Consider the following 26888-nt stretch of genomic DNA (forward strand, 5'->3'; position numbering starts at 1 on the left):
GGCCGATTATGGCGCATAACATAGGCTATACACGAGGTCTTCGCCCAGATGAGCGCGCAGAACATGGCGGGCCGTCCTGTTTGGGCACTCGATTCGGAAAGCTGCGACGGCGTCTGGAGCCGGCGTGACCGCCTCACCTCGTCCGTGTGCTGGCGTCGCAGAACCCGCTGATCAGCATGTCGACCCGGCCGGCGTGCTGGTCCGGGCGCAACCGGCCGCTGCGGTCGAGGGTGACCAGGCCGTGCAGGGCGGCCCACACCACCTCGGTCAGCGTGTCGGGGTCCCGTGTGCCCGCGACCATATCGACCGCCGCCCGCAGTTCGGCGAAGGCCGCGGTCAGCTCGGCAGGGGTGTCCGCGGCGGCGAACCGCAGCGTTGTCGTGCGGGTGAACATCGCGTCGAAGAGTGCGGGATTGTCACGGGCGAACCCGATGAACGAGTGGGCGACTCGGGCCAGTGCGTCCCGGCCGTCGGTGGCGCCCTGTCGCGCGGTGCGGAGCGCGTCCGCGAGTTCGCCGAATCCCTCGACGGCGACCGACGCCGCGATGTCTTCCATGCCCGAGAAGTGTTTGTAGAGCACCGGTTGGCTGTATTCGATCTCGGCGGACAGCCGGCGGGTGGTGACGGCGTCCCAACCTTCTTGTTCGGCCAGCTTGCGCGCCGTGGCGGTGATCAGCCGACGGCGGGCGGCCCGTTCGCGTGCCCTGCGGTCTTCGATAGCCATACGCCCATGCTAGCGCCGATATGAGCGCTAGCGTTGCTATTGGCACGAACGTGAGTGCGAGTTGGTATTGCTGACAGCGGCCGGAGCCGGGGCGGCTAGTCGACTTGGTAGCGCGGGAAGACGCCGGTCGGCGCCGGCAGTGCCGTGCCGGGGGCCAGCCGGGTGCCGATGGCGTCGAAGCTGCGCCGCTCGGGCGGTTGGCCGAGCAGATCGAGTAGCTTGCCCCCCGAGCCGGGCATCACCGGCTGAATCAACAGCGCCGCGATGCGAACCGCTTCGCACGTGGTGTAAAGCACTGTCGCGAATCGCTTCTGGTCCGCTTCCGATTCGCTCTTGCGCAGCACCCACGGCTGCTGAGCCGAGAAGTATCTGTTAGCCGCGCCCAGCATCAGCCAGATCGCCTCCAGCGCCAGATGCATTGCCTGACTGTCGAATTCGGCGCGAACACGATCGAGCAGGCCGTCGGCGATGTCGAGCAGGTCGGTGTCGTCGGCGGTGAATTCGCCGGGGACCGGCACCACTCCGTCCAGATTCTTGGCCACCATGGACAGCGACCGTTGGGCCAGATTGCCCAGCTCGTTGGCCAGATCGGTGTTGATCCGGGTGATGATGGCGTCTTCGCTGTAGCTGCCGTCCTGGCCGAACGGGACCTCCCGCAACAGGAAGTAGCGGAGCTGGTCCACGCCAAAGGTATCGATCAGGGCAACGGGGTCAACGATATTGCCCACCGATTTGCTCATCTTCTCGCCACGGTTAAGCAGGAACCCGTGCGCGAAAACCCTTCGCGGTAACTCGATCCCGGCGGACATCAGAAACGCCGGCCAGTAGACGGTGTGGAAACGGATGATGTCCTTGCCGATCATGTGCAGATCGGCGGGCCAGTAGCGCCGGAACAAATCCGACTGGGTGTCGGGGTAGCCCACCCCGGTCAGGTAATTGGTCAGCGCGTCGACCCAGACGTACATGACGTGGTCGGGATGATCGGGCACCTTCACGCCCCAGTCGAATGAGGTGCGCGAGATCGACAGGTCGCGCAGGCCGCCGGAGACGAAGCTGACCACTTCGTTGCGCCGTACCTCGGGGGCGATGAAATCCGGGTTCGCGTCATAGTGGGCCAACAATCTGTCGGCATACGCCGACAACCGGAAGAAATAGGTCTGCTCCTCGGTCCAGGTCACCGGCGTGCCGGTCTCGACGGCGACCCGGGTCCCATTGACCAGGGCGGTCTCGGATTCGACGAAGAAACGCTCGTCGCGCACCGAGTACCAGCCGGAGTAGCTGTCCAAGTAGATGTCGCCCGCCGCCTCCATCCGCCGCCAGATCGCCTTGGACGCTTCGTGATGGTCGGCGTCGGTGGTCCGGATGAACCGGTCGAAGGAGATTTTCAGCTTCTCCTGCAGCCGTTGGAACGCGTCGGAGTTGCGCCGCGCGAGCTCGGCGGTCGGTACGCCTTCCGCGGCCGCCGTCTCGACCATTTTCAGGCCGTGCTCGTCGGTGCCGGTCAGGAAACGCACGTCGAAGCCGTCGAGTCGCTTGAACCGGGCGATGGCGTCGGTGGCGATGTACTCGTAGGCATGCCCGACGTGCGGATCGCCGTTGGGATACGTGATCGCGGTCGTGACGTAGAAGGGCCTCATCGAGAGTCCACCTTATTGTGTGCGCGTGAGCTCCAACCGACGAGAACGAGAAGCCCCGCCCGCGCCGGAACCGCTGGCACCCCTGGTCGACGCCCACACCCACCTCGACGCCTGCGGTGCGCGCGACGCGGAGGACGTGCGCGCCATCGTGGACCGCGCCGCGGCGGTCGGGGTGAGGGCGGTGGTCAGCATCGCCGACGACCTGGACTCGGCGCGGTGGGTGACCCGGGCCGCCGAATGGGATCCGCGGGTGTATGCCGCGGTGGCCCTGCATCCGACCCGCACCGACGCGCTGGACGACGACGCGCGCGCCGAGATCGAGCGGCTGGTGGCGCATCCCAGGGTGGTGGCCGTCGGCGAGACCGGCCTGGACCTGTATTGGCCCGGGCGCCTGGACGGTTGCGCGGCCCCGGAGACGCAGCGGGAAGCCTTCGCATGGCATATCGACCTGGCCAAGCGGTGCGGGAAACCCCTGATGATCCACAACCGGGACGCCGACGCCGAGGTGCTGGACGTGCTGGCGGCCGAGGGCGCCCCCGACGCCGTGATCTTCCACTGCTTCTCGTCGGATGCCGCGATGGCCCGCCGCTGCGTGGACGCCGGATGGTGGCTCAGCCTGTCCGGGACGGCGAGCTTCCGCAACGCCCGCGACCTGCGGGAAGCCGTTCCGTTGATACCGCTGGAACAGCTGCTGGTGGAAACCGATGCGCCGTTCCTGACGCCGCACCCCTACCGCGGGGCGCCGAACGAGCCGTACTGCCTTCCTTATACTGTGCGAGCGGTCGCAGAACTGGTCGGTCGTCCAGCCGAAGAGCTGGCACAGGCCACCACGAACAACGCGAGGCGGGTCTACGGACTGGACCACGGTTAACACGCCGAACTTGGCGATTCCGTAAGCAAACTCGCGCCGGAGTTGCTCAACATTGGCCGGTTCGTTACCGTCTTGTGATCGAAAGGGTAGGGCCTACGGGCCCTTATTTGTCGCTTGGTGCTGATTAGGTCGTTGGAGAGCTTGCTGTGGTCGGGATAGACGCGCGTTGACTGTATTAACAAAACTTCATCAGACCCCATCTCCGATGTTGCGGCTCGTTGTCGGAGGACTGCTAATAGTTCTGGCATTCGCCGGTGGGTACGCGGTCTCCGCGGCTAAGACCGTGACGCTGACCGTCGACGGGATCGCGATGCGGGTGACGACCATGAAGTCGCGGGTGATCGACATCGTCCAAGAGAACGGCTTCGCCGTCGACGAGCGCGACGACCTGTACCCCGCCGGAGACGTCAAGGTGCACGACGCCGCCAACATCGTGCTGCGGCGCAGCCGGCCGCTGCAGATCTCGCTGGACGGCCACGACACCAGGCAGGTGTGGACGACGGCGTCGACCGTCGACGAGGCGCTGGCCCAACTCGCCATGACCGACACCGCACCCGCGGCGGCCTCCCGCGGCAGCCGGGTCCCGCTGGCCGGGATGGCGCTGCCCGTCGTCAGCGCGAAGACGGTCCGCATCAACGACGGCGGCGCGACCCGCACGGTCCACCTGCCGGCACCGAACGTCGGGGGGCTGCTCAGCGCCGCCGGCGCGCCGCTCCTCGAGGGGGATCAGGCGGTGCCCAACGCGGCGTCGCCCATCGTCGACGGCATGGAAATCCAGGTGACCCGTAACCGGATCCAGCGGGTTACCGAGCGGATGCCGTTGCCGCCGAATGCCCGTCGGGTCGAGGACCCGGACATGAACATGAGTCGCCAGGTGGTCGAAGACCCGGGCGCCCCGGGCACCCAGGACGTCACGTTCGCGGTGGCCACGGTCAACGGGGTCGAGACCGGCCGGTTGCCGATCGCCAACACCGTGATCACCCCGGCCCGTGAGGCCGTGGTGCGGGTGGGCACCCGGCCCGGCACCGATGTGCCACCGGTCACCAACGGATCCATCTGGGACGCGATCGCGGGCTGCGAGGCCGGCGGGAACTGGGCGATCAACACCGGCAACGGCTACTACGGCGGTGTCCAGTTCGACCAGGGCACCTGGGAGCGCAACGGCGGGCTGCGGTTCGCTTCGCGCGCCGACCTGGCCACCCGCGAAGAACAGATCACCATCGCCGAGGTGACCCGAGAGCGCCAGGGTTGGGGCGCGTGGCCGGTGTGCAGCGGAAGAGCTGGTGCCAACTGACCATCCGGCTGCTCGGTCGCACCGAGATCAGGCGGCTTGCCAAAGAACTTGACCTTCGCCCACGGAAATCCCTCGGGCAAAACTTCGTCCACGACGCCAACACGGTCCGCCGGATCGTCTCGACTTCCGGGATCGGCCGTTCCGACCACGTCCTCGAGGTGGGCCCCGGACTGGGCTCACTCACGCTGGCCCTGCTCGACCGCGGCGCCACCGTCACCGCCGTCGAGATCGACCCGGTGCTGGCCGATCGGCTGCCGCAAACCGTCGCCGAGCACTCGCGCAGCGAAATCAACCGGCTCACCGTGCTCAACCGCGACGTCCTGACACTTCGGAATGACGAGTTGGCCGCCCAGCCCAACGCCGTCGTCGCCAACCTGCCTTACAACGTCGCGGTGCCGGCGATCTTGCATCTGCTCGCCGAATTCCCGTCCATTCAGACCGTGACCGTCATGGTGCAGGCGGAGGTAGCCGAACGGCTGGCCGCCGATCCGGGTGGCAAGGAATACGGCGTGCCAAGCGTCAAGGTCCGCTTCTTCGGCGCGGTTCGGCGCTGCGGCATGGTGTCGCCGACGGTCTTCTGGCCGATTCCGCGCGTCTATTCCGGGCTGGTTCGCATCGACCGCCACGCCACCCCGCGGTGGCCCACCGACGAAGCCTTCCGGCGTCAGGTATTCCAGCTGGTGGACATCGCGTTCGCGCAGCGGCGCAAGACGACTCGCAACGCGTTCGCGGAGTGGGCCGGCTCGGGCAACGAGTCGGCGAACAGGCTGTTGGCCGCCAGCATCGACCCGGCCCGTCGCGGTGAGACCCTGTCCATTGAGGACTTTGTGCGGCTGTTGAGGCGATCGGCCGACCCGGCCGACACCACCGCCACCGCCGGGCCGCCCGCGGCCGAACAGCAGCATTCCCCGAGCTGATTGCGGCGCCGCTGCGTGTAGTTGACCGGCGGCAGCGATAGTCTGCTGCGGTGTCCGCATCTGACGGCAATACCGCCGCCCAGTGGGTGCCCACCGGGTCGGTCACCGTTCGGGTGCCCGGAAAGGTCAACCTCTATCTGGCGGTCGGCGACCGCCGCGAAGATGGCTATCACGAGCTCACCACCGTTTTCCAGGCCATCTCCCTGCTCGACGAGGTGACGGTCCGCAACGCCGACGTGCTGTCGCTCGAGCTCGTCGGCGAGGGCGCCGACACACTGCCCACCGACGAACGCAACCTCGCCTGGCAGGCCGCCGAACTGATGGCCGAACACGTCGGCCGGGCGCCCGACGTGTCGATCATGATCGACAAATCCATTCCGGTGGCCGGCGGGATGGCCGGCGGCAGTGCCGATGCGGCCGCGGTGCTGGTCGCGATGAACTCGCTGTGGGAGCTCAACGTGCCCCGGCGCGACCTGCGCATGCTTGCCGCACGGCTGGGTAGCGACGTGCCCTTCGCCCTGCACGGCGGCACCGCGCTGGGCACCGGCCGCGGCGAGGAGTTGGCCACCGTGTTGTCGCGCAACACCTTCCACTGGGTGTTGGCCTTCGCCGACGGCGAGTTGCTGACCCCGGCGGTGTTCGTCGAGCTGGACCGGCTGCGGGAGGCGGGGGACCCGCCGCGGCTTGCCGGCCCGGGCCCGGTGCTGGCGGCCTTGGCCGCGGGCGACCCGGAACAGCTGGCGTCACTGCTGGGCAACGAGATGCAGGCGGCCGCGGTGAGCCTGAATCCGAAGCTGCGCCGGACCCTGCACGCCGGGGTCGAGGCCGGTGCGCTGGCGAGCATCGTGTCCGGCTCGGGCCCGACATGCGCCTTCCTGTGCGCCTCGGCCGCCTCGGCGGTCGACGTGGGCGCCCAGCTGTCCGGGGCGGGCGTCTGCCGCACGGTACGGGTCGCCAGTGGGCCGGTCGTGGGGGCGCGTGTGGTGCCGACGCCCACCGAAGTGTGAAAAACAACCCAAAATTTGCATTCGTTTGGGCTGTTCCCTAAGAGGAGTTTAAGATATGCGCGGTGACGAGTCGCGCTGAGCAAGATCACTCATTATCGTCGTCCGCCGGGGTCTCCGGCGGGCGACTGATGCTTCGGGCCCACCGGCGGTTTTCGGGCCCGCTTCGCGCTTATGCGCCGGCCGAACGGCAGGTAGCCGACTCATCGCCGATTCGAGACCTAACCGCTGCCCGACTGTGTTTGCGCGCCTGTTCCGAAGCGTTACCCAGTGGGCGGAATATGAAATCCCGGGCGTTGCGCCAAGCGCCGGAATCGAGGAGGTTTGCGTGAGCAGGTTTACCGCGAAGATGTATCGCAATGCCCGGAACGCGACGACGGGCATGGTCACCGGTGAACCGCACGAACCGGTCCGGCACACCTGGGGCGAGGTCCACGAACGCGCCCGTCGCATCGCGGGCGGCCTGGCCGCCGCCGACATCGGCCTGGGCGACGCGGTCGGCGTGCTCGCCGGCTTCCCGGTGGAGATCGCCCCGACGGCCCAGGGCCTGTGGATGCGCGGGGCCAGCCTGACCATGCTGCACCAGCCCACGCCGCGCACCGACCTGGTCGTGTGGGCCGAGGACACCATGACCGTCATCGGCATGATCGAGGCCAAGGCCGTCATCGTCTCCGAGCCCTTCCTGATGGCCATCCCGGTGCTCGAGGAGAAGGGCGTCAAGGTCCTCACCGTCGCCGACCTGCTGGCCTCGGAGCCGATCGACCCGATCGAGGTCGGCGAGGACGACCTGGCGCTGATGCAGCTGACGTCCGGATCGACCGGATCGCCCAAGGCCGTGCAGATCACCCACCGCAACATCCACTCCAACGCCGAGGCCATGTTCATCGGCGCCCAGTACGACGTCGACAAGGACGTCATGGTCAGCTGGCTGCCTTGCTTCCACGACATGGGCATGGTCGGCTTCCTCACCATCCCGATGTACTTCGGCGCGGAGCTGGTCAAGGTCACGCCGATGGACTTCCTGCGCGACACGCTGCTGTGGGCCAAGCTGATCGACAAGTACAAGGGCACCATGACCGCGGCGCCCAACTTCGCCTACGCGCTGCTGGCCAAGCGGCTGCGCCGCAACGCCAAGCCCGGCGATTTCGACCTGTCCACCCTGCGTTTCGCGCTCTCGGGTGCCGAGCCCGTCGAACCCGCCGACGTGGAGGACCTGCTCGACGCCGGCAAGCCGTACGGGCTGCGGCCGTCGGCGATCCTGCCGGCCTACGGGATGGCCGAGACCACGCTGGCCGTGTCGTTCTCGGAGTGCGACGCTGGTCTGGTCGTCGACGAGGTCGACGCCGACTTGCTTGCCGCCCTGCGCCGCGCCGTGCCCGCCACCAAGGGCAACACCCGCAGGCTGGCCACACTGGGCCCGCTCCTGCAGGACCTCGAGGCGCGCATCATCGACGAGAACGGTGACGTGATGCCGCCGCGCGGCGTCGGTGTCATCGAGCTGCGCGGGGAGTCGCTGACGCCCGGCTACCTGACCATGGGCGGTTTCATCCCGGCGCAGGACGAAAACGGCTGGTATGACACCGGCGACCTCGGCTACATGACCGAGGACGGTCACGTCGTGGTGTGCGGCCGCGTCAAGGACGTCATCATCATGGCGGGCCGCAATATCTACCCCACCGACATCGAGCGGGCCGCCAGCCGCGTCGAGGGGGTGCGGCCCGGTTGCGCCGTCGCGGTGCGCCTGGACGCCGGCCACTCACGCGAGACGTTCGCCGTCGCGGTCGAGTCCAACGCCTGGCAGGACCCCGCCGAGGTGCGCCGCATCGAGCACCAGGTCGCCCGCGAGGTGGTGGCCGAGGTCGACATGCGGCCGCGCAACGTCGTGGTGCTCGGGCCGGGCACCATCCCGAAGACACCGTCGGGCAAGCTGCGCCGGTCCCACTCCGCCACCCTGGTCACCTAGGCCGCGCCGACCGCCCACACGGCGGGACGTTTACCAGGCGTGGACCTGGTTCTGCGCCGGCTCCAGCCCCAGCTCGATGAGCAACTCGGTGGCGTCCGCGGCGTGCTCGCAAATGGTGGGGACCTCGCCGCGCTCGGCGGCGGTGAAGTTCTCCAACACGAACGCCGCCGGGTCTTTGCGTCCCGGCGGTCGGCCGATCCCGATGCGGACCCGCTGAAACTCCTTGGTGCCCAGCGCGGACGCCACCGAGCGCAGCCCGTTGTGGCCGCCCTCGCCGCCGCCGATCTTGAGCCGGATGCGGCCGAAGTCGAGGTCGAGGTCGTCGTGCACGACGACGATGTCAGCCGGCGTCACCGAGTAGAACTTCGCCAACGGCCCGATCTGGCGGCCGGACTCGTTCATGTAGCAGCGCGGCTTGGCCACCAACACCGAGTGCCCCGCCAGCCGGCCGCTGACCACCTCGGCGCCGGAACGCTTGTGCACCTTGAACTTTGAGCCGAGCCGTTCGGCGAGCAGGTCGGCGACCATGAACCCGAGGTTGTGCCGGGTGCGGGCGTAGTTGTCTCCTGGATTGCCGAGGCCGACCACCAGCAACGGCTCGGCCACGTTGCGGTCCGCCTACTCGGACTCGTCCGCGGCGGCCTCGGTCTCGCCCGCTTCCTCTTCCGCGGGGGCCGCTTCGGCTTCGGCGACCTCGCCCGCACCCTCTTCCTCGAGGTCCTCGGCGGTCGGCGCGGTGACCACGTTCACCACCAGCATCTCGGGGTCGGAGATCAGGTTGACGCCCCGCGGCAGGGCGATCTGCCCGGCGGTGAACTGCGTGCCCGGCTCGGCGTCCTCGACCGACACCGTCACGTGCTCGGGAATCGACATGGCGTCGGCCTCGATCTCGATGGTGTTGGTGTCCTGGGTGACCAGGGTGCCGGGAACGGCGTCGCCCTCGACGACGACGTTGACCTCGACGACGACCTTCTCGCCGCGGCGCACTGCGAGAAGGTCGGCGTGCTGGATGGTGCGGCGGATCGGGTGGATGTCGAGCGCCTTGGTCAGCGCCAGCTGTTCCTTGCCTTCGATGTCGAGGGTCAGCACCGCGTTGGTGCCCGCGTGGCGCAGCACGGCCGCGAAGTCGTGGCCGGGCAGCTCGAGGTGCTGCGGGTCGGCGCCGTGGCCGTAGAGCACGGCGGGAATCTTGCCTTCGCGGCGGGCCCGGCGGGACGCACCCTTGCCGGTCTCGGTTCGCACCGTGGCGGTGAGTTGGTTGCCTGCGGATTTGGCCATCGTGTCGCTCCTGTGTGCTCAATGCCTGAGTGTGGGGGCACGGCCGGGGTCGCGACAGTTCGTCGGTCTCCGTCGATAACGGTGCTGGCTGGCCAGCCACCCTCGCCGTGACGCCCGGTCAGGTTAGCGCATCCGCACCTCAGAGCGGAAATTTGGTGCCGGTGAGCTGCTCAGACAGCTTCCACAGCGCCGCCGCCATCGCCGGGTCCTGCGCCCGACGGCTGCGCCCGACCGGTTGGGTGCGACCGGTCTGACCGAACCGCGGGCCGACGAACGTATCGCCCGGCAGGTCCTGCGAGGCCGCGTACAGCGTTTGCCGGGCGCCGAAGTCGGCGTCGGTGGCCACCACCCGGGTGACGGCCGACATCAGCGCGTCGCCCAGCTTGCGGCCCGAGGCGCCTTGCAGGTTGGTGTGCGAGTAGCCCGGGTGGGCGGCCAGTGCGCGCAGCGTCGAACCGGCCGCGTCCAGGCGTCGCTGCAGCTCGCTGGTGAACAGCAGGTTCGCGAGCTTGGACTGGCTGTAGGCCAGCCAGGGCGAGTATCGCCGCCGCTCCCAGTTCAGGTCGTCGAGGCTGATCCGCCCCGGCCAGTGCGCCATCGACGACACCGTGACCACCCGGTCGGTGAGCTTGGGCAGCAGTAGGTTGGTCAGGGCGAAGTGGCCGAGGTGGTTGGTGCCGATCTGGCTCTCGAACCCATCGACGGTCCGGGCGTACGGGGCGGCCATGATGCCCGCGTTGTTGATCAGCACGTCGACCTTGTCGACGCCGTCGGCGAACTCCCGCACCGACGACAGATTCTGCAAGTCGAGTGCGCGCACCTCGACCGGGCCGGTGTGCGAACCCCGGATCTGCAGCGCGGCCTTCTCGCCCTTGCGAACGTCGCGGACCGCCATGACGAGCGTGGCGCCACGCCGCGCCAGCTCGCGGGCGGTCACCGCGCCGAGCCCGCTGTTGGCTCCGGTGACGATCACGGTGCGCCCGGCGAACGACGGCAGGTCTGCGGCGGTCCAGTTGGTCATGGCTGACGAGCCTAATAGGACTCCCTCAGTGCCCGGTGTCGAACTCCAGCGGCACCGTGGTCGGCCCGGTGATGCCGGTGATGGCCCTCCACCGCGCGGGGCCGGCTGCGCGGGGATTGGGCATGCGCTGGGTGATGACGCGAAGCGCCTCTGTCAGTTCCAAGCGCGCCAGGTGGGCGCCGAGGCAGTAGTGCACGCCGCCGCCGAAGGTGAGCATGGGCGCGGCGCCCTCGCGGGTGATGTCGAGGTGCTCCGGGCGGTCGTAGACACTCGGGTCGCGGTTGGCCGCGGCGGTGTTGGCCAGCACGAGCGTGCCTGCGGGGATGCGAATACCGGCCAGGTCGACGTCTTCGGCGGCCCGCCGGATGGTGCCGAGAATGATCGGCCAGTAACGCATCAGTTCGTGAACCGCGTTGGCCGCCAGCTCGGGACGCCGGGCGAGCAACGCCCATTGGTCGGGGTGTGCGCAGAGCGCCTGCACCGCCGCCGCGAGCTGGTTGCGCGTGGTGTCGGTGCCGGCCCCCAGCAGCGTGCCGCACAGCATGAGTAGATCGTCGTGGGTGAGCCGGTCGCCGTCGTCCTCGGCGCGGATGAGGTCTGAGACGAGGTCGTCGGTCAGTGATGCGCGCCGGCGGGCGATCAGGTCTTCGAGGTAGGCGTCGAGCTGGTCCCAGGCGGCCAGGATCGCCGGACCGTCCTCGGCGACGTTCCAGTCGAACAGTTTCTTGATGTCGTCGGTCCAGTCGGAGAACAGCTGCCAGTCCTCGGGCGGCGCACCGAGCAGGGCGCAGATGATCGGGGTGGGGTAGCGGCGGGAGATGTCGGAGACGACGTCGCAGTGCCCGACCTCGGTCAGCGGATCGACCAAGCCGTTGATCACCTCGACGATCAGCGAACGCAGCCGCTCGGCACCACGCGGCGCGAACGCCTTGGATACCAGCCGGCGCAGCCGGTGGTGCTGGGCACCGTCGAGTCCGAGGATGTTGGCGGTCGCCCTGTCCCATAACGGGCCGGAGGTGACGCCTTGCAGGTCGAGTCCGAGGCCGTGGGCGGTGATGAAGCGAGGATCCCGCAGCACCTGGTGGACCACTTCGTAGCCCAGTACCTCCGGCCCACGCGGCCCCATGGCGATCGGGGACTGCTCACGGGCGGCGGCGATGGCGCGGTGCGCCTCGTCGGGATCGGTGAGGTGGTCATAGCAAAAGAAGGGCACCCCGGCGTCGAACACGCTCGGGCACTCGCTGGTTTGGACGGTGGTCATGGCGGTCTCCTCGGTCGGCGTTGAGTCGACTATCGGGGAGCGGGAGACGAAGACCATCCGCCGCAGCGCGTAAATGTGCGCCCGGGGGGTCGTAGATCCCGGTGCTGGTCGATGCTGCACTGCGCGCTATGGCCGATGTTTTGCCTCGCCGAGGACGCGATCCTGGCTAGCATGAGCCAAAGTGTGAAGAAACCTCCGCTAACCTGGAGCGATTTTGGCGTGAGCGATTTGCTGCCGACCGGAACGGTGACGTTGCTGTTGGCCGATGTCGAGGGCTCGACGCGGCTATGGGAAACCCAGCCCGCGCAGATGACCGATGCGCTCGCTCGGCTGAACACGGCTGTGAACGAATCGGTCGCCCTTCATGACGGGGTGCGGCCGCTCGAACAGGGCGAGGGTGACAGCTTTGTGGCCGCGTTCGCCCGGGCGTCCGACGCGGTGGCATGCGCGCTGGAGCTGCAGCGGGCCCCATTGGCGCCGATCCAGGTGCGCATCGGGATACATACCGGCGAAATACAGTTGCGCGACGACACCAACTACGCGGGCCCCACCATCAACCGCACGGCGCGACTGCGCGACCTTGCCCACGGCGGGCAGACGGTGTTGTCGAGCGCGACCGAATCGTTGATTGTCGATCGGCTACCCGACGGTGTGTGGCTGGCCGACTTGGGCAGTTATCCGCTGCGTGATCTGCCACGCCCCGAACGCGTCGTGCAACTGTGCCACGCGGATTTGCGCAACGACTTCCCGCCGCTTCGGGTCCGCCAGATCGCGGTGTCGCACAACCTGCCGGCCCAGCTGACGACTTTTGTTGGGCGCCAGGCACAGGTGACGGAGTTGCGTCAGTTGGTGGTCGAGAACCGGCTGGTGACCTTGACCGGTGCCGGAGGAGCGGGCAAGACCCGTCTTGGGATGGAACTCACCTCACTGCTGACGCGCGAGTTTTATGACGGGGTGTGGTACATCGACCTGGCACCGATCACCAATTCGGCGGTAGCACCGGTGACCGTGGCCCGTAGCCTAGGCCTGCCCGATCAGCCGGGTCGCTCCACGATGGAGTTGCTGCAGCGGTTCTTCAGCGAAAAAAAGATGCTGCTGCTGCTCGACAATTGTGAGCACTTGCTGGACGCGTGCGGGACGCTGGTCATCGAATTGCTCGCGGCCTGCCCGCAGCTGACGGTCTTGGCCACGAGCCGTGAGCCTCTCGGCGTGCCCGGCGAGTTGAGCTGGCGTGTTCCGTCGTTGAATGTTGCCGACGAGGCCGTGGAACTATTCGCCGACCGTGCTCGGCGGGCCCGCCCCGAATTCGCCATAACCGCGGACAACACCGCGGTGGTCGAAGAGATCTGCCGGCGGCTGGACGGTATGCCGTTGGCGATCGAGCTGGCCGCCGCGCGGGTTCGTGCGTTGTCGCCGGCGCAGATCGCGGACAGTCTGCACGATCGATTCCGGCTGCTGACGGGGGGTGCGCGTACCGCGGTGCGTCGCCAACAGACACTCTGGGCCTCCGTGGACTGGTCGCATGCGCTGCTCACCGAACCGGAGCGGGTCTTGTTTCGCCGGCTCGCGGCGTTCGCCGGAGGGTTCGACCTGGACGCCGCCCAGGCGGTCGGCGCCGACAGCGAAGTGGAGCGTTACCAACTGGTGGACCAACTCAGCCTGCTGGTCGACAAATCACTGGTGGTCGCCGACGACACCGGCGACGGGATGCGGTATCGGTTGTTGGAGACGGTGCGCCAATATGCGCAGGAAAAGCTCGGCGAGTCCGGCGAGGCCGACGAGGTGCGCACCCGTCACCGCGATTACTACACCGCGACCGCGGCCAAGTTGGAGTCGTGCCGCGATGCCGACGACGAGTTGCTGTTGGTCTGGGCGCAAACCGAGATCGACAACCTGCGGGCGGCATTCATGTGGAGCCGCGAGAATTCCGAACTCGAGACGGCGCTGCGACTGGTGTCGACGCTGCAGCGGGTCTGGATAGCTTGCGGTCGTTTCCGTGAAGGGCTGGCTGCGTTCGAGTTGGTGTTGAGCGACGACCGCTGCTCGGAGGTCGAATCGGCGGTGTGGATCGGCGCGGTGGCCGATCAGAGCACGCTCACTGGGTGGGCGGTCGTCCCCGCCAATGAGGATCGGGCAAGGGACGCCCTGGCTGCCGCGCGCGAACTCGAAGACCCGGCGCTGCTCGCTCGGGTCCTGATGGGGTGCGCGACCGTCGCCTTCTATAACCCGGAGCTGGCCGACTGCTACCTTGCCGAGGCCACGGAACTGGCCCGCGCGGCCGGTGATCGCTGGATCCTGTGCCAAATTCTCAGTTACCGAGCAACCACGGGCTCCTTGGCAGGTGAACCGACCGGCGCGCGCGCCGCGGCCGAGGAAGGGCGTGACATCGCCGACGCGCTAGGCTTCGGGTTTTTCTCGCGTCACTCCCGAGCGTGGCTCTGCATCTCGCTGATGATGCAGGGAAACCTGGGCTACGCGGCTCGGGTCGCAGCTGACCTGGTCGAAGAGGCCGAAGCGGCCGGGGACAAGCCGATGAAAGTCTTCGGCGACGTGGCTCGAACCGTGGTCCTCACTCACCAAGGACAGGCGGTTTCCGCTCAAACGGCGATCGAATCCGCCCGAGTCATCGGCGAGGCGCTGGGTGGTCAGTGGGCGGACACGGTGAGTGCGGTCTCCGCGCAGGCCGCGCTGGCGGCCGGCGACGCCGCCCGAGCCTGGGACGCCGCAAAAGGGGCATGGCAACACACCGTGCCCGCGCGCGAAGTGTTCATCAGAAGCATCAATCCATTGGCAGAGGCCGCACTGGCGTGCGGTGATTTGATCAGTGCACGCAGCTGGGCCGACGACTGCGTCGGCGTGGCACCAGGCTGGCACCAAGTGGTCGCGTGCACCGTTCGCGCTTTTGTCGCGATCGAGCAAGGTGAGCCGGACCAGGCCGAGCGTGATGTTCACGAAGCCCTTGTGGCCGCCACTCGTTCCCGGGGATATATGCGCGTGGCAGACACACTGGAGTGCCTGGCCCGCCTGGCGGCCGAAGGTGGCAATCACGCATATGCGGCGCGCCTGTTAGGCGCATCGGACGGCATCCGGCAGCGGATGGGGCATGCCCGGTACCCGATGTATGAACCCGGCTACGGCAGTACGGTGGCGACGGCCCGCAACGGTTTGGGCGAGAACGATTTTGGCCTGATGTGGGCTGAAGGTGCGGCGCTGTCCGCCGAGGAGGCCATCGCCTTCGCGCGCCGCGGACGGGGCGAGCGTAAACGGCCTGCGAGTGGTTGGGCTTCGCTGACGCCTATGGAAAGCGATGTTGTGCGTCTGGTCCGGGAAGGCTTGGGCAACAAGGAGATCGGCACACGGCTGTTCATCTCACCGCGCACGGTGCAGACGCACCTGACCCACGTCTACGCCAAGCTCGGCATCGCCTCGCGGGTCCAGCTCGTCCAGTTGTCGCTCGGAGGCGGGCAAAACACGGAGTCATTCGCGCAGTGATCGATGTGACCGAAGTGGCGCAGACGTGGCCAGTCACTTCGCCGCGACGACAAATCCTCGCATGATCGCCTCGATGTCGGTCGACTGCGCGACCGCCTCGTTGGCCAGGCCGGTAATGGTCAGCTGAACCAGGTATCGCTGCTTGGCGGGCGGGGAACCGGTGGCGATGACGATCCGGTTGAAGCTGTGCAGCCGTGTGCCATCCAAGTCGTAGCTGCCCTGAATCATCGACGAGGGGAAGCCGTTGTAGGGCGTCGTCGAGGCGTCCAGCTGCTTGAAGTCCTCGAACAATTGGGCGTCGTCGTTGCCGTGCTGGATCACCTGGGCGGCATCGAAGTCGCCGTGCAGGAGGAACACCACGAGTCTGGCGGTCGGATACTTGCCGCCCTTGGAGATCATCAGCGTCTTCGGGGAGATGTGCGGATTGTTCGCCACCGACCAGCCCGGGGGCGTCGGTATCGACACCGTCAGGTCGGGCAGGTTGCCCGGCGCGACTTGCTCGCCGGTCACGCCGATGTTCTGCAGATATTGCGACAGCGGCACGGGCTTGGCCACCCGTGTCGTGGTGGTCGTGGTTGTCGGCGTCGTGGACCAGATCGATTGATAGTCAGGCGTTTTCGGACTGCACGCCACCGCTGGCAGCGTCAGCGCAATGGCCGCGGCCGCGCAGGCACGTCTCACAGAATCTCGCGGACCGTGTCGACCGGCCGAGCCAGCCGGGTGCCCTTCTGCGTGACGACGAACGGTCGTTCGATCAGGATCGGGTGTTCGACCATGGCGTCGAGCAACTGGTCGTCGGTCGCATCGGCGAGATTGAGCTCGGAGTACAGCGATTCCCGCTTGCGCACCGCGGTGCGCACGTCGATCCCGGCGTCGTTGATCATCTGCACCAGTTCGTCGCGCGACGGCGGGTCCTTCAAGTACTCGACGATGGTCGGCTCGAACCCACTGTCGCGCAAGAGATCCAACGTGTTTCGCGAGGTGCTGCACCGGGGATTGTGGTAGATGACCGCCTCGCCTGGCCGTGCAGCCACTAGGCGTCCCCGTCGAATAGCCCCGTGACGGAGCCGTTTTCGAAGACGGCGCGAATGGTGCTGGCCAACAGCGGCGCGATGGACAGGACGGTGAGCTGGGGGAAGCGCTTCTCCTCGCCGATCGGCAGCGTGTTGGTGACGATCACCTCGCGAGCACCCGAGGCCGCGAGCCGCTCGGCGGCCGGGTCGGACAGCACGCCGTGGGTGGCCGCGATGATGACGTCGGCGGCGCCGTCATCGCGCAACAGCTGCACAGCGCCGGCAATGGTGCCGCCGGTGTCGATCATGTCGTCGATCAGCACGCAGGTCCTGCCCTGCACCTCGCCGACGACGCGGTTGGACACCACCTGGTTGGGCACCCGAGGATCCCGGGTCTTGTGGATGAAGGCCAGCGGGACGCCACCCAATGCGTCGGCCCACTTCTCGGCGATGCGCACCCGGCCCGAGTCTGGGGAGACGACCACCATGTTTCCGTCCGGGTAGTTGTCCCGGATGTATCCGGTGAGCAGGTTCTGCCCGCGCATGTGGTCGACCGGGCCGTCGAAGAAACCCTGGATCTGGTCGGTGTGCAGGTCCACGGTCACGATCCGATCGGCGCCCGCCGTCTTGAGCAGGTCGGCGACCAGTCGCGCCGAGATCGGTTCGCGGCCGCGATGCTTCTTGTCCTGGCGGGCGTAGGGGTAGAACGGCATGACGGCGGTGATCCGCTTGGCGCTGCCCCGCTTGAGCGCGTCGATCATGATCAGCTGTTCCATCAGCCAGTCGTTCACCGGCGCCGGGGCCGACTGCAGGACGAACGCGTCGCACCCGCGGACCGACTCGTTGAACCGGACGAAGATCTCGCCGTTGGCGAACTCCCGCGCCGTCTGAGCGGTGACGTGGACGTCGAGCTCCTTTGCCACCTGCTCGGCCAACTCCGGGTGCGCACGGCCGGAGAAGAGCATCAGGTTTTTGCGGTTGTCGGTCCAGTCGTGGCTCAACGCGCTGCCCTCGCCGTTCGGATCAGAAGTGGATGGCCAATCGTACGTAGCGAATGGTACGGAAATGTGGCCGGGTTACCAGATACCAAAGTCACGATGTCGATTCGGGCTCGGATGTGTCGCCGGTGGCCCCGGCTGGTTTTCGGGTCGCCTTTTCGGCCGCTTCGGCGGCCGCGCTGCCCGGCCGTTTGCGCTGCACCCAGCCCTCGATGTTGCGTTGCGGTCCGGCGGACACCGCCAGTGCGCCCGGGGGGACGTCGTCGCGGACCACGGTTCCCGCGCCGGTGTATGCCCCGTCCCCGACCGTCACCGGGGCGACGAACATGGTGTCCGACCCGGTGCGTACGTGCGAGCCGATCGTGGTGCGCCGCTTGTTGGTGCCGTCGTAGTTGACGAAGACGCTGGACGCTCCGATGTTGCTGTGCTCGCCGATGTCGGCGTCGCCGACGTAGGTCAGGTGCGGAACTTTCGTGCCGGTGCCGATCGTCGAGTTCTTGGTCTCGACGAACGCGCCGAGCTTGCCGTCGTCGCCCAACGCCGTCCCGGGCCGCAGGTAGGTGAAGGGGCCGACCGTGGCGCCGGCGCCGATGGCCGACGAGGTGCCGTGGGTGCGCACCACCGATGCACCGTCGCCGACGGTGACGTCGGTGAGCGTGGTGTCGGGGCCGACGACGCAGTGGCCGCCGAGCTGGGTGCGGCCCAGCAGCTGGGTGCCGGGGTGGAGGACGGTGTCGCGGCCGATCGTGACGTCGACGTCGATCCAGGTGGTCGCGGGGTCGACGATGGTCACCCCGGCCATCTGGTGGGCGGCGACGATCCGCCGGTTGAGTTCGGCGCCCAGTTGCGCGAGCTGGACGCGGTTGTTGACGCCGGCGACCAGGGCGCTGTCGTCGACGCGCTGGGCGTGGACGGCCTGCCCGTCGCCGCGCAGGATCGAGATGACGTCGGTCAAATACAGCTCCTGCTGGGCGTTGTTGGAGCTCAGCCGGCTCAGCGCGGAGCGCAGCGCCGCGACGTCGAAGGCGTAGACGCCGGCGTTGACCTCGCGGATTTCACGCTGGAAGGGTGTCGCGTCGGCGTGTTCCACGATCGCGGTGACCTCGTTGTCCTGGGTGCGCAGGATGCGGCCGTACCCGGTGGGGTCGGCGAGCGTCGTGGTGAGCACGGTCGCGGCGGCCGATCCCGCGTTGTGGGTCGCGATCAGGTCGGCCACGGTGTCGGAGTCCAGCAGCGGCGTATCGCCGGAGGTCACGACGACCACGCCGGCGTAGTCCTCGGGCAGCGCGGACAGGCCGCACAGCACCGCGTGGCCGGTACCGAGCGGGCGGTCCTGCAGGGAGACCTCGATGCCGCGCCCCAGGTCGTCGGCCCACTCGGCGACGAGCGGGGAGATGCGCTGGTGGTCGTGGCCCAGGACCACCACCAGGTGTTGCGGCGCGACCTTGGTGATCGCGTGCAGCAGGTGGGACAGCATGCTGCGACCGGCGATCGTGTGCAGCACCTTGGGGGTGTCCGACCGCATCCGGGTGCCGGGCCCGGCCGCGAGCACCAGGACCGCGGTATCACCACGAGACGCCATCAACTTCTCCTCAACCCCGGCGTGCGCTCTGGCACGACGACACGCCGTCAAGCGTGGCACTTCACCTGATGTTGACGCAAAGACCGCGGCCTGGGCGATCACTCATGTCCACTCGCCGACTGTGGGGCCCAAAGTATGGAAACCGCCGCCTCGAATCGGGCATAGGTCCCACACTCGACGAGCCAAGCTCCGTCGCCAGGACTCGAACCTGAACTATCTGAACCAAAATCAGAGGTGCTGCCGATTACACCACGACGGATTGCAAGCCTTCTGGGCCCGCGCCACCAACAGACTTTAGACGGTGCGCGGGCCGATCGCGGCGCCGAGGGAAAGACGGGCGGTTCGGTGCGGGCGACGCTATACGCTGATTGACGTGGCTGTTCTCGATAAGGAGCCGGACAAAGAGGCCCGCGCGCCGCGCGCCCGGATGACCGGTACCGAGCGCCGACAACAACTCATCGGCATCGCGCGCTCGCTGTTCGCCGAACGCGGTTATGAGGGCACCTCCATCGAGGAGATCGCGTTGCGCGCCAACGTGTCCAAGCCTGTCGTCTACGAGCACTTCGGCGGCAAGGAGGGGCTGTACGCCGTGGTCGTCGACCGCGAGATGTCGGCGCTGCTGGACGGCATCACGTCGTCGTTGACCAACAACCGGTCCCGGGTGCGGGTCGAGCGAGTCGCGCTGGCGCTGCTCACGTACGTCGAAGAGCGCACCGACGGCTTCCGCATCATGATCCGCGACTCACCGGCCGCGATCAGCTCGGGCACCTACTCCAGCCTGCTCAACGACGCCGTCAACCAGGTCAGCTCCATCCTGGCCGGCGACTTCGCCCGTCGCGGCCTGGATCCTGAGCTGGCGCCGCTGTACGCCCAGGCGCTGGTGGGCTCGGTCTCGATGACGGCCCAGTGGTGGCTCGATACGCGTGAGCCCAAGAAAGAAGTGGTCGCGGCGCACCTGGTCAACCTGATGTGGAACGGGCTGACCCATCTGGAAGCCGACCCCCGGCTGCAGGACGACGGTTAGCCGCGGTCGCGGGCCGCCAGATCGGCGATCGTTTCGCGGCGGACCAGTTCGCGGGCCCGGCCGTTGCTCACGCCGACCACGGCCGGGCGGCCGACCAGGTTGTAGTTCGACGCCATGCTGTGGCCCGCCCGGGTTCCACCACGACGCTCGGGCGGGGGAAGTGCTCGGCGGCGCAGGCCTCGTCCAGCGCGTCCTCGATGACGCGGGCCAGCTCGTCGAGGTCCAGCTCGGCGTCGCCCGCGACGTAGGGGACGGCGTGCCCGCCCCCGAGGTTGAGTTCGGTGAGGATGACGCCGTGCCGGGCCCGGATGTCGGCCATGGCGGCGATCAGCCGGTGAATCGCCTCGCCGTAGAGCGCCGGGTCGGTGACCTGCGAGCCGATGTGGCAGTGCAGCCCGACCAGGTCGAGGATCGGGTGGGCCAGCGCCCGCCTCACGGCGTCGGCGGCGTGGCCGCCGGCGAGAGTGAACCCGAACTTCTGGTCGCTGATACCCGTGGTGACCGCTCGGTGTCCGTGGATGTCGATGTCCGGGGTGACCCTGATGAGCACCGGCTGACGCGGGCGGGCCACGCCCGCGAGGTAGGCGATCTCCATGCACGAATCCACCACGATCCGCCCCACCCCGGCGCGGACCGCGTCGCGCAACTCGTCGGGCGATTTCGCGTTGCCGTGCATGATGATCCGCGCCGGGGCGATTCCACCGGCGAGGGCGACGGCCAGCTCACCGCTTGACCAGACGTCGATACCGAGGCCCTCTTCGCGGACCCACCGGGCCATCGCGGTGGTCAGCAGCGACTTTCCGGCGTACACCACCTGGATGCCGCGCAGCGCCTTGCGGTAGCGGCGGGCGCGGCGCCGGAAGTCGGTTTCGTCGAGCACGTAGGCCGGGGTTCCGAACTCGTCGGCGATATCGGCCAGGGGCACACCGCCGACGCTGAGCCTGCCCTCCTCGTCGGGGTGGGCGGTGACGGGCCAGAGCGCGGGATCGAACCGCGGGGGAGCCGCGTGGCCCAGGGACGGCAGGATGTCCAGCAATGTCATGAGTCCAACGTGCGCCCGCGTCGGGTCGGGGGCCGTCTTCCTAACGATCCCTTGACGGCGCCGGGGTCAAAATTGACGAATTCTGGCGCCCCTAGAATGGATTCATCATGACCGCACCGGGGCCTGCTCGCCCAGAACCCCCGATCGCGGGGCTCGTTGAATTGGCGCTCACCGCGCCGACCTTCCAGCAACTGATCGAAAGCGCGGCAGAGCGACCGGCCGAGCTGCACCTGGTGGGTCCAGCCAGCGCACGGCTTTTCGTCGCCAGCGCGCTGGAGCGGTTGGGTCCTCTGCTGGTAGTCACCGCGACCGGGCGTGAAGCCGATGACCTGACCGCCGAACTGCGCGGCGTCTTCGGCGACGCCGTGGCGGCCTTCCCGTCCTGGGAGACCCTGCCGCACGAGCGGCTCTCTCCGGGCGTCGACACCGTCGGCGCCCGGCTCACGGTGCTGCGCCGGCTGGCCCACCCCGACGACACCCGGTTGGGTCCACCACTGCGCGCCGTGGTGACCGCCGTGCGCTCACTGCTGCAGCCGATGACGCCGCAGCTGGGCCTGCTCGAGCCAGTGACATTCAGCGTCGGCCAGGAGATCGCCTTCGAGGAGGTCGTCGCCCGGCTGGTCGAGCTGGCCTACACGCGGGTCGACATGGTCGGCCGGCGCGGCGAATTCGCCGTGCGCGGCGGGATTCTCGACGTCTTCCCGCCGACCGCCGAGCATCCGGTGCGCATCGAGTTCTGGGGCGACGAGGTCAGCGAGATGCGGATGTTCTCGGTCGCCGACCAGCGCTCCATACCCGAGATCGAGGTCGAGACGGTCATCGCGGTGGCCTGCCGCGAACTGCTGCTGACCGACGACGTGCGGGAGCGGGCCGCCGCGCTGGCCGCCCGGCATTCCGGGGCCGAGCCCGCCATCACCGGCAGCGTCACCGACATGCTGGCCAAGCTGGGCGAGGGCATCGCGGTCGACGGCATGGAGGCGCTGCTGCCGGTCCTGCGGCCCGGCGAACACGCGCTGCTGACCGACCAACTGGCCGAGGGGACTCCGGTGCTGCTGTGTGACCCCGAAAAAGTGCGCACCCGGGCCGCCGACCTGATCAAGACCGGCAGCGAGTTCCTCGAGGCGTCGTGGTCCGTCGCGGCGCTGGGCACCGACGCCCCCGTCGACGTCGCGCAGTTCGGCGGGTCGGGGTTCGCCGAGCTGGACGACGTGCACGCCGCGGCGGTGCGCTCGGGTCATCCCTGGTGGACGTTGAGCCAGTTGTCCGACGAGTCGGCGGTGGAGCTGGAGATCCGGGCGGCGCCGTCGGCCCGCGGGCATCAGCACGACATCGACGGCATCTTCGCCATGCTGCGCGCGCACGTATCGACCGGCGGGTACGCCGCGGTAGTCGCCCCGGGCGCCGGCACCGCCCATCGTGTCGTCGAGCGGCTGGCCGACTCCGACACCCCCGCGGCGATGCTGGAACCGGGCGCGGCCGACACCACACTCAAACCGGGGATCGTCAGCGTCCTCAAGGGCCCGCTGCACGACGGCGTCGTCATCCCGGGCGCCAACCTGGTCGTCATCACCGAGACCGACCTGACCGGCAGCCGGGCCACCGCCGTCGAGGGCAAGCGGCTGGCGGCCAAGCGCCGCAACACCGTCGATCCGCTGGCGCTGACGGCCGGGGACCTGGTGGTTCACGACCAGCACGGCATCGGCCGGTTCGTCGAGATGACGGAACGCACGGTCGGCGGCGCCCGGCGCGAGTACCTGGTGCTGGAGTACGCATCCAGCAAGCGGGGCGGCGGGTCGGACAAGCTGTACGTCCCGATGGACTCGCTGGACCAGCTGTCCCGGTACGTCGGCGGGCAGGCGCCCGCGCTGAGCAAGCTGGGCGGCAGCGACTGGGCCAACACCAAGACCAAGGCCCGCCGCGCCGTGCGCGAGATCGCCGGCGAGCTCGTCGCGCTGTACGCGAAACGGCAGGCCAGCGCCGGGCACGCCTTCGCGCCGGACACCCCGTGGCAGGCCGAGATGGAGGACGCGTTCGGCTTCACCGAGACCGTCGACCAGCTCACCGCCATCACCGAGGTCAAGGCCGACATGGAGAAGCCGATCCCGATGGACCGGGTGATCTGCGGGGACGTCGGCTACGGCAAGACCGAGATCGCGGTGCGCGCGGCCTTCAAGGCCGTCCAGGACGGCAAGCAGGTCGCCGTGCTGGTGCCCACCACGCTGCTGGCCGACCAGCACCTGCAGACGTTCACCGATCGAATGGCCGGCTTCCCGGTGACCGTCAAGGGGCTCTCCCGGTTCACCGACAACGCCGAGTCCCGCGCCGTGATCGAGGGCCTGGCAGACGGGTCGGTGGACGTGGTGATCGGCACGCACCGGCTGCTACAGACCGGGGTGCGCTGGAAGGACCTGGGCCTGGTCGTTGTCGACGAGGAGCAGCGGTTCGGCGTCGAACACAAGGAGTACATCAAGTCGCTGCGCACCCACGTCGACGTGCTGACCATGAGCGCCACCCCGATCCCACGCACGCTGGAGATGAGTCTGGCGGGGATCCGCGAGATGTCGACCATCCTGACCCCGCCCGAAGAGCGCTATCCCGTGCTGACCTACGTCGGGCCGCACGACGACAAGCAGGTGGCGGCCGCCTTGCGGCGCGAGCTGCTGCGCGACGGGCAGGTCTTCTACGTGCACAACCGGGTGAGCTCCATCGACCGGACGGCGGCCCGGATCCGCGAGCTGGTGCCCGAGGCGCGGGTGGTCGTCGCGCACGGGCAGATGCCCGAGGAGCGGCTGGAACGCACCGTGCAGGGGTTCTGGAACCGCGAGTACGACATCCTGGTGTGCACGACGATCGTGGAGACCGGGCTGGACATCTCCAACGCCAACACGCTGATCGTCGAGCGCGCCGACACCTTCGGGCTTTCGCAGCTGCACCAGCTGCGCGGCCGGGTGGGGCGCAGCCGCGAGCGCGGGTACGCCTACTTCCTGTACCCGCAGCACGCGCCGCTGACCGAGACGGCCTACGACCGGCTGGCGACCATCGCGCAGAACAACGAGCTGGGCGCGGGCATGGCGGTCGCGTTGAAAGACCTCGAAATCCGTGGCGCCGGCAACGTGCTGGGCGTCGAGCAATCCGGGCACGTCGCCGGGGTCGGGTTCGACCTGTACGTGCGGCTGGTGGGAGAGGCCGTGGAGGCCTACCGAGCGGCCGCCGACGGCCAGACCGTCACCACCGCCGAGGAACCCAAGGATGTGCGGATCGACCTGCCTGTGGACGCCCACCTGCCGCCGGACTACATCGCCAGCGACCGGCTGCGGCTGGAGGCCTATCGGCGGCTGGCCGCCGCGGGCTCGGACAGCGAGATCGCGGCCGTGATTGAGGAACTCGTCGACCGCTATGGTGCGTTGCCCGAACCGGCCCTGCGCCTGGTGGCGGTCGCGCGGTTGCGGCTGCTGTGCCGCGGCGCCGGCATCACCGAGGTGTCGGCCCCGTCGGCGGCGACCGTGCGGCTGTCGCCGATAACGCTGCCCGATTCGGCCCAGGTGCGCCTCAAGCGGATGTATCCGGCCGCGAGCTACCGCGCCACGACTTCCACGGTGCAGGTGCCCATCCCGCGGGACGGGGGCGTCGGTGCGGCACGCATCCGCGACGTGGAGTTGGCGCAGATGGTGGCCAACCTGGTGACGGCGCTGCAAGGTAAACCCCAGACGGATATTGATATAACGAGTTCACCTGCAGCGATGGCCAGTGAGGAGCGGCAAGCGCGATGATCCGCGCCGGCGACGATACAAAGCGATGCGATGGGGTGGGGGCACCACCCGCTGGCGGGGGAGAGCGGCGCCCATGATCGTCGTCTTGTTCGACCCCCGCCGCCCGTCGCTGGTGCCGGTCGAGGCCATCGAACACCTCAGCGGTGAGGTGCAGTACACCGAGGAGATGCCCGTCGCGGTGCCGTGGTCGCTGCCCGCGGCGCGTCCGGTGCATGCCGGGGACCCCGATGATCCAGCGCCGGTGCTGCTGTCGTCGGACCCCGAGCATCCCGCCGTCACCGCCCGGCTGGCGGCCGGCGCCCGGTTGATCTCCGCGCCGGAGACACCGCGCGGCGAACGACTGGTCGACGTGGTGGCCATGATGGACAAACTGCGCACAGCCGGACCGTGGGAGAGCGAGCAGACTCACGACTCGTTGCGCAGGTTTCTGCTCGAGGAGACCTACGAACTGTTGGACGCGGTCCGCAGCGGCAGCGCAGATCAGCTGCGCGAAGAACTCGGCGACGTGTTGCTGCAGGTGCTCTTTCACGCGCGCATCGCAGAGGACGCCCCGCAACTTCCCTTCACCATCGATGACGTCGCCGTCACGCTGATGCGAAAGTTGGGCAATCGGGTTCCGGGTGTGCTTGCGGGTCAGACCATTTCGCTCGAAGAGCAATTGGCCCAATGGGAAGAGCGCAAGGCGGCCGAAAAGCCGCGCAAATACGTGATGGACGAGGTGCATACCGGGCAGCCGGCGCTGGCGTTGGCTCAGAAGGTGATTCAGCGTGCCGAGAAGGCCGGCCTGCCCGCCGATCTCATCCCCGCCGAGATCACCTCCATCTCGGTGTCGGCCGATGGTGACGCGGAAAGCGCGCTGCGCACGGCGGTTCTGGAGTTCGTGGACACGGTCCGCGCAGTCGAGCGGGCGATCGCCGCGACGCGCCGCGGCGCGGGTGTTCCGGAGGAATTCGACGTCGCCCCGCTCGGCGAGGTCACCGAAGACGAGTGGCGTGAGCACTGGCCGTCGGACGAGGTGGTCGACGAGTCTGCGGCGGATGCGGTTGCCGACGACGCCTGAGGGCTCAAGCTGCGCGTCGGCTAATCGATAGTTTGCCGAAATCGTGCGCCGGCCGCCCCGATAGGGCCGGGCAGCACCGCAACCCGTGGGACGATGGTTGTGCGGAAGTTGGTGCCGGGGAGTCGAGGGAGCTTTAACCAGCATGGTGTCGCCGAGGCGTTGGTTGCGCGCGGCCGCCGTGATAGGCGCGACCGCGATGCTGCTGGCCTCCAGTTGCACGTGGCAGCTCAGCCTGTTCATCCCGGAGGGCGTCCCGCCGCCTGCCGGGGCTCCGGTGCCGCCGGTGGACACGCACGCCAGCGGTCGGCCCGCGGACCAGCTGCGGGCCTGGGCCGAACAGCGCTCCCCGACCCTGGAGATCCCGGTGATCGCGCTGGAGGCCTACGCGTACGCGGCCCGGGTTGCCGAGGTGGAGAACCCGAAGTGCCATATCGCGTGGACCACGTTGGCGGGCATCGGGCAGGTCGAGAGCCATCACGGCACCTATCGCGGCGCGCGGCTGGCCCCCAACGGTGACGTGAGCCCCCCCATTCGCGGAGTCCGCCTGGATGGCAGTGGCGGCACCCTGCGCATCGTCGACAGCGAGGAACCGGTGACGGACGACGATGGGGTGGTGCGGGCCATGGGGCCGATGCAGTTCATCCCCGAGACCTGGCGGTTGTACGGCGTCGACGCGCACAACGACGGCCGCGTCAGCCCGGACAACATCGACGACGCCGCGCTCGCGGCCGCGGGTTATCTGTGTTGGCGGGGAAAGGATTTAGGGACGCCGCGCGGCTGGATAACCGCGCTGCGGGCCTACAACAACTCCGGCGTCTACGCGCGCGCGGTGCGCGACTGGGCGACCGCTTATGCGGCGGGTCACCCGCTGTAGCAGGATGTATCAGGCCCTACGCTAACGGCGGCGAGGCCGGCACCAGCTACGACGCAAGGAGAA

20 protein-coding genes, 1 tRNA gene and 1 pseudogene are annotated in these 26888 nt (G+C 68.5%); 10 read left to right on the forward strand and 12 right to left on the reverse strand.

Features of this window, described 5'->3' with window-relative positions; genetic code table 11:
• Positions 1-133: 133 nt before the first annotated feature.
• A complete protein-coding gene (locus A5758_RS02620; protein ID WP_067735952.1) occupies positions 134-724 on the reverse strand; it encodes a TetR/AcrR family transcriptional regulator in 591 nt (196 codons plus the stop codon).
• Between the two features lie 95 nt (positions 725-819).
• The gene (metG, locus tag A5758_RS02625) at positions 820-2361 is read right to left on the reverse strand and encodes a methionine--tRNA ligase (RefSeq protein WP_067735955.1); all 1542 of its coding nucleotides are present in this window, start codon (positions 2359-2361) and stop codon (positions 820-822) included.
• Positions 2362-2380: 19 nt separating this feature from the next.
• Between metG and A5758_RS02630 the strand changes: the two genes are divergently transcribed.
• The 5 genes from A5758_RS02630 (at position 2381) to A5758_RS02650 (ending at position 8410) form a co-directional block, all read left to right on the forward strand.
• A complete protein-coding gene (locus A5758_RS02630; protein ID WP_067735958.1) occupies positions 2381-3232 on the forward strand; it encodes a TatD family hydrolase in 852 nt (283 codons plus the stop codon).
• Between the two features lie 166 nt (positions 3233-3398).
• The gene (locus A5758_RS02635) at positions 3399-4526 is read left to right on the forward strand and encodes a resuscitation-promoting factor (RefSeq protein WP_197503691.1); all 1128 of its coding nucleotides are present in this window, start codon (positions 3399-3401) and stop codon (positions 4524-4526) included.
• Entirely contained in the window at positions 4490-5443 is a 954-nt protein-coding gene (gene rsmA, locus A5758_RS02640; protein ID WP_067200423.1) for a 16S rRNA (adenine(1518)-N(6)/adenine(1519)-N(6))-dimethyltransferase RsmA, read from the forward strand. The genes A5758_RS02635 and rsmA overlap by 37 nt, the downstream gene beginning before the upstream one ends.
• 50 nt (positions 5444-5493) lie before the next feature.
• Positions 5494-6450: a 4-(cytidine 5'-diphospho)-2-C-methyl-D-erythritol kinase gene (locus A5758_RS02645; RefSeq protein WP_067735964.1), complete on the forward strand. Its 957-nt coding sequence runs from the start codon at positions 5494-5496 to the stop codon at positions 6448-6450.
• A 325-nt stretch (positions 6451-6775) separates the two neighbouring features.
• The gene (locus tag A5758_RS02650; protein ID WP_067735967.1) at positions 6776-8410 is read left to right on the forward strand and encodes a fatty acyl-AMP ligase; all 1635 of its coding nucleotides are present in this window, start codon (positions 6776-6778) and stop codon (positions 8408-8410) included.
• 30 nt (positions 8411-8440) lie between these two features.
• Here A5758_RS02650 and pth read toward each other — a convergent pair whose 3' ends face one another.
• The 4 genes from pth to A5758_RS02670 form a co-directional block, all read right to left on the reverse strand.
• A complete protein-coding gene (pth, locus tag A5758_RS02655; RefSeq protein ID WP_067735969.1) occupies positions 8441-9016 on the reverse strand; it encodes an aminoacyl-tRNA hydrolase in 576 nt (191 codons plus the stop codon).
• Between the two features lie 12 nt (positions 9017-9028).
• The gene (locus A5758_RS02660; RefSeq protein WP_067735971.1) at positions 9029-9688 is read right to left on the reverse strand and encodes a 50S ribosomal protein L25/general stress protein Ctc; all 660 of its coding nucleotides are present in this window, start codon (positions 9686-9688) and stop codon (positions 9029-9031) included.
• Positions 9689-9827: 139 nt separating this feature from the next.
• Positions 9828-10709 (reverse strand): oxidoreductase, encoded by an 882-nt coding sequence (locus tag A5758_RS02665; protein ID WP_067735975.1) that lies wholly within the window; start codon positions 10707-10709, stop codon positions 9828-9830.
• Positions 10710-10734: 25 nt separating this feature from the next.
• On the reverse strand, positions 10735-11970 hold the full coding sequence (locus A5758_RS02670; protein WP_067736174.1) for a cytochrome P450: 1236 nt from the start codon (positions 11968-11970) through the stop codon (positions 10735-10737).
• 171 nt (positions 11971-12141) lie between these two features.
• On the opposite strand from A5758_RS02670, the gene A5758_RS02675 reads away from it, so the two are divergent.
• Positions 12142-15462, forward strand: a complete 3321-nt coding sequence (locus A5758_RS02675) for a LuxR family transcriptional regulator (RefSeq protein ID WP_067736178.1) — start codon at positions 12142-12144, stop codon at positions 15460-15462.
• Between the two features lie 33 nt (positions 15463-15495).
• Here A5758_RS02675 and A5758_RS02680 read toward each other — a convergent pair whose 3' ends face one another.
• The 5 genes from A5758_RS02680 to A5758_RS02700 all read right to left on the reverse strand — a co-directional run bounded on the left by A5758_RS02680 (position 15496) and on the right by A5758_RS02700 (position 19314).
• Positions 15496-16143, reverse strand: a complete 648-nt coding sequence (locus tag A5758_RS02680; protein WP_067200438.1) for an LpqN/LpqT family lipoprotein — start codon at positions 16141-16143, stop codon at positions 15496-15498.
• Entirely contained in the window at positions 16140-16496 is a 357-nt protein-coding gene (arsC, locus tag A5758_RS02685) for an arsenate reductase (glutaredoxin) (protein ID WP_067200442.1), read from the reverse strand. The genes A5758_RS02680 and arsC overlap by 4 nt, the downstream gene beginning before the upstream one ends.
• Complete coding sequence (locus A5758_RS02690; protein WP_067200445.1) at positions 16496-17476, reverse strand: ribose-phosphate diphosphokinase; 981 nt, start codon at positions 17474-17476, stop codon at positions 16496-16498. Before A5758_RS02690 ends, arsC begins: the two co-directional genes overlap by 1 nt.
• A gap of 91 nt (positions 17477-17567) precedes the next feature.
• Positions 17568-19055, reverse strand: coding sequence for a bifunctional UDP-N-acetylglucosamine diphosphorylase/glucosamine-1-phosphate N-acetyltransferase GlmU (gene glmU, locus A5758_RS02695; protein ID WP_067735978.1), 1488 nt, complete (start codon positions 19053-19055; stop codon positions 17568-17570).
• 187 nt (positions 19056-19242) lie between these two features.
• Positions 19243-19314, reverse strand: a tRNA-Gln gene (locus A5758_RS02700).
• Positions 19315-19482: 168 nt separating this feature from the next.
• On the opposite strand from A5758_RS02700, the gene A5758_RS02705 reads away from it, so the two are divergent.
• Positions 19483-20079: a TetR/AcrR family transcriptional regulator gene (locus tag A5758_RS02705; RefSeq protein WP_156622474.1), complete on the forward strand. Its 597-nt coding sequence runs from the start codon at positions 19483-19485 to the stop codon at positions 20077-20079.
• On the opposite strand, the pseudogene A5758_RS02710 reads toward A5758_RS02705, so the two are convergent.
• Positions 20076-21121: pseudogene (locus tag A5758_RS02710) on the reverse strand (diaminopimelate decarboxylase). The gene A5758_RS02705 and the pseudogene A5758_RS02710 sit on opposite strands and share 4 nt — an antisense overlap.
• Before the next feature lie 107 nt (positions 21122-21228).
• Here A5758_RS02710 and mfd point away from each other — a divergent pair.
• The 3 genes from mfd (at position 21229) to A5758_RS02725 (ending at position 26825) form a co-directional block, all read left to right on the forward strand.
• Entirely contained in the window at positions 21229-24891 is a 3663-nt protein-coding gene (gene mfd / locus A5758_RS02715; RefSeq protein ID WP_067735981.1) for a transcription-repair coupling factor, read from the forward strand.
• A 73-nt stretch (positions 24892-24964) separates the two neighbouring features.
• Positions 24965-25951: a nucleoside triphosphate pyrophosphohydrolase gene (locus A5758_RS02720; RefSeq protein ID WP_067735984.1), complete on the forward strand. Its 987-nt coding sequence runs from the start codon at positions 24965-24967 to the stop codon at positions 25949-25951.
• 145 nt (positions 25952-26096) lie between these two features.
• Positions 26097-26825: a lytic transglycosylase domain-containing protein gene (locus A5758_RS02725; protein ID WP_156622475.1), complete on the forward strand. Its 729-nt coding sequence runs from the start codon at positions 26097-26099 to the stop codon at positions 26823-26825.
• Positions 26826-26888 lie beyond the last annotated feature (63 nt).

Source organism: Mycobacterium sp. 852014-50255_SCH5639931 (assembly GCF_001665605.1).
Classification (GTDB): Bacteria; Actinomycetota; Actinomycetes; order Mycobacteriales; family Mycobacteriaceae; genus Mycobacterium; species Mycobacterium paraffinicum.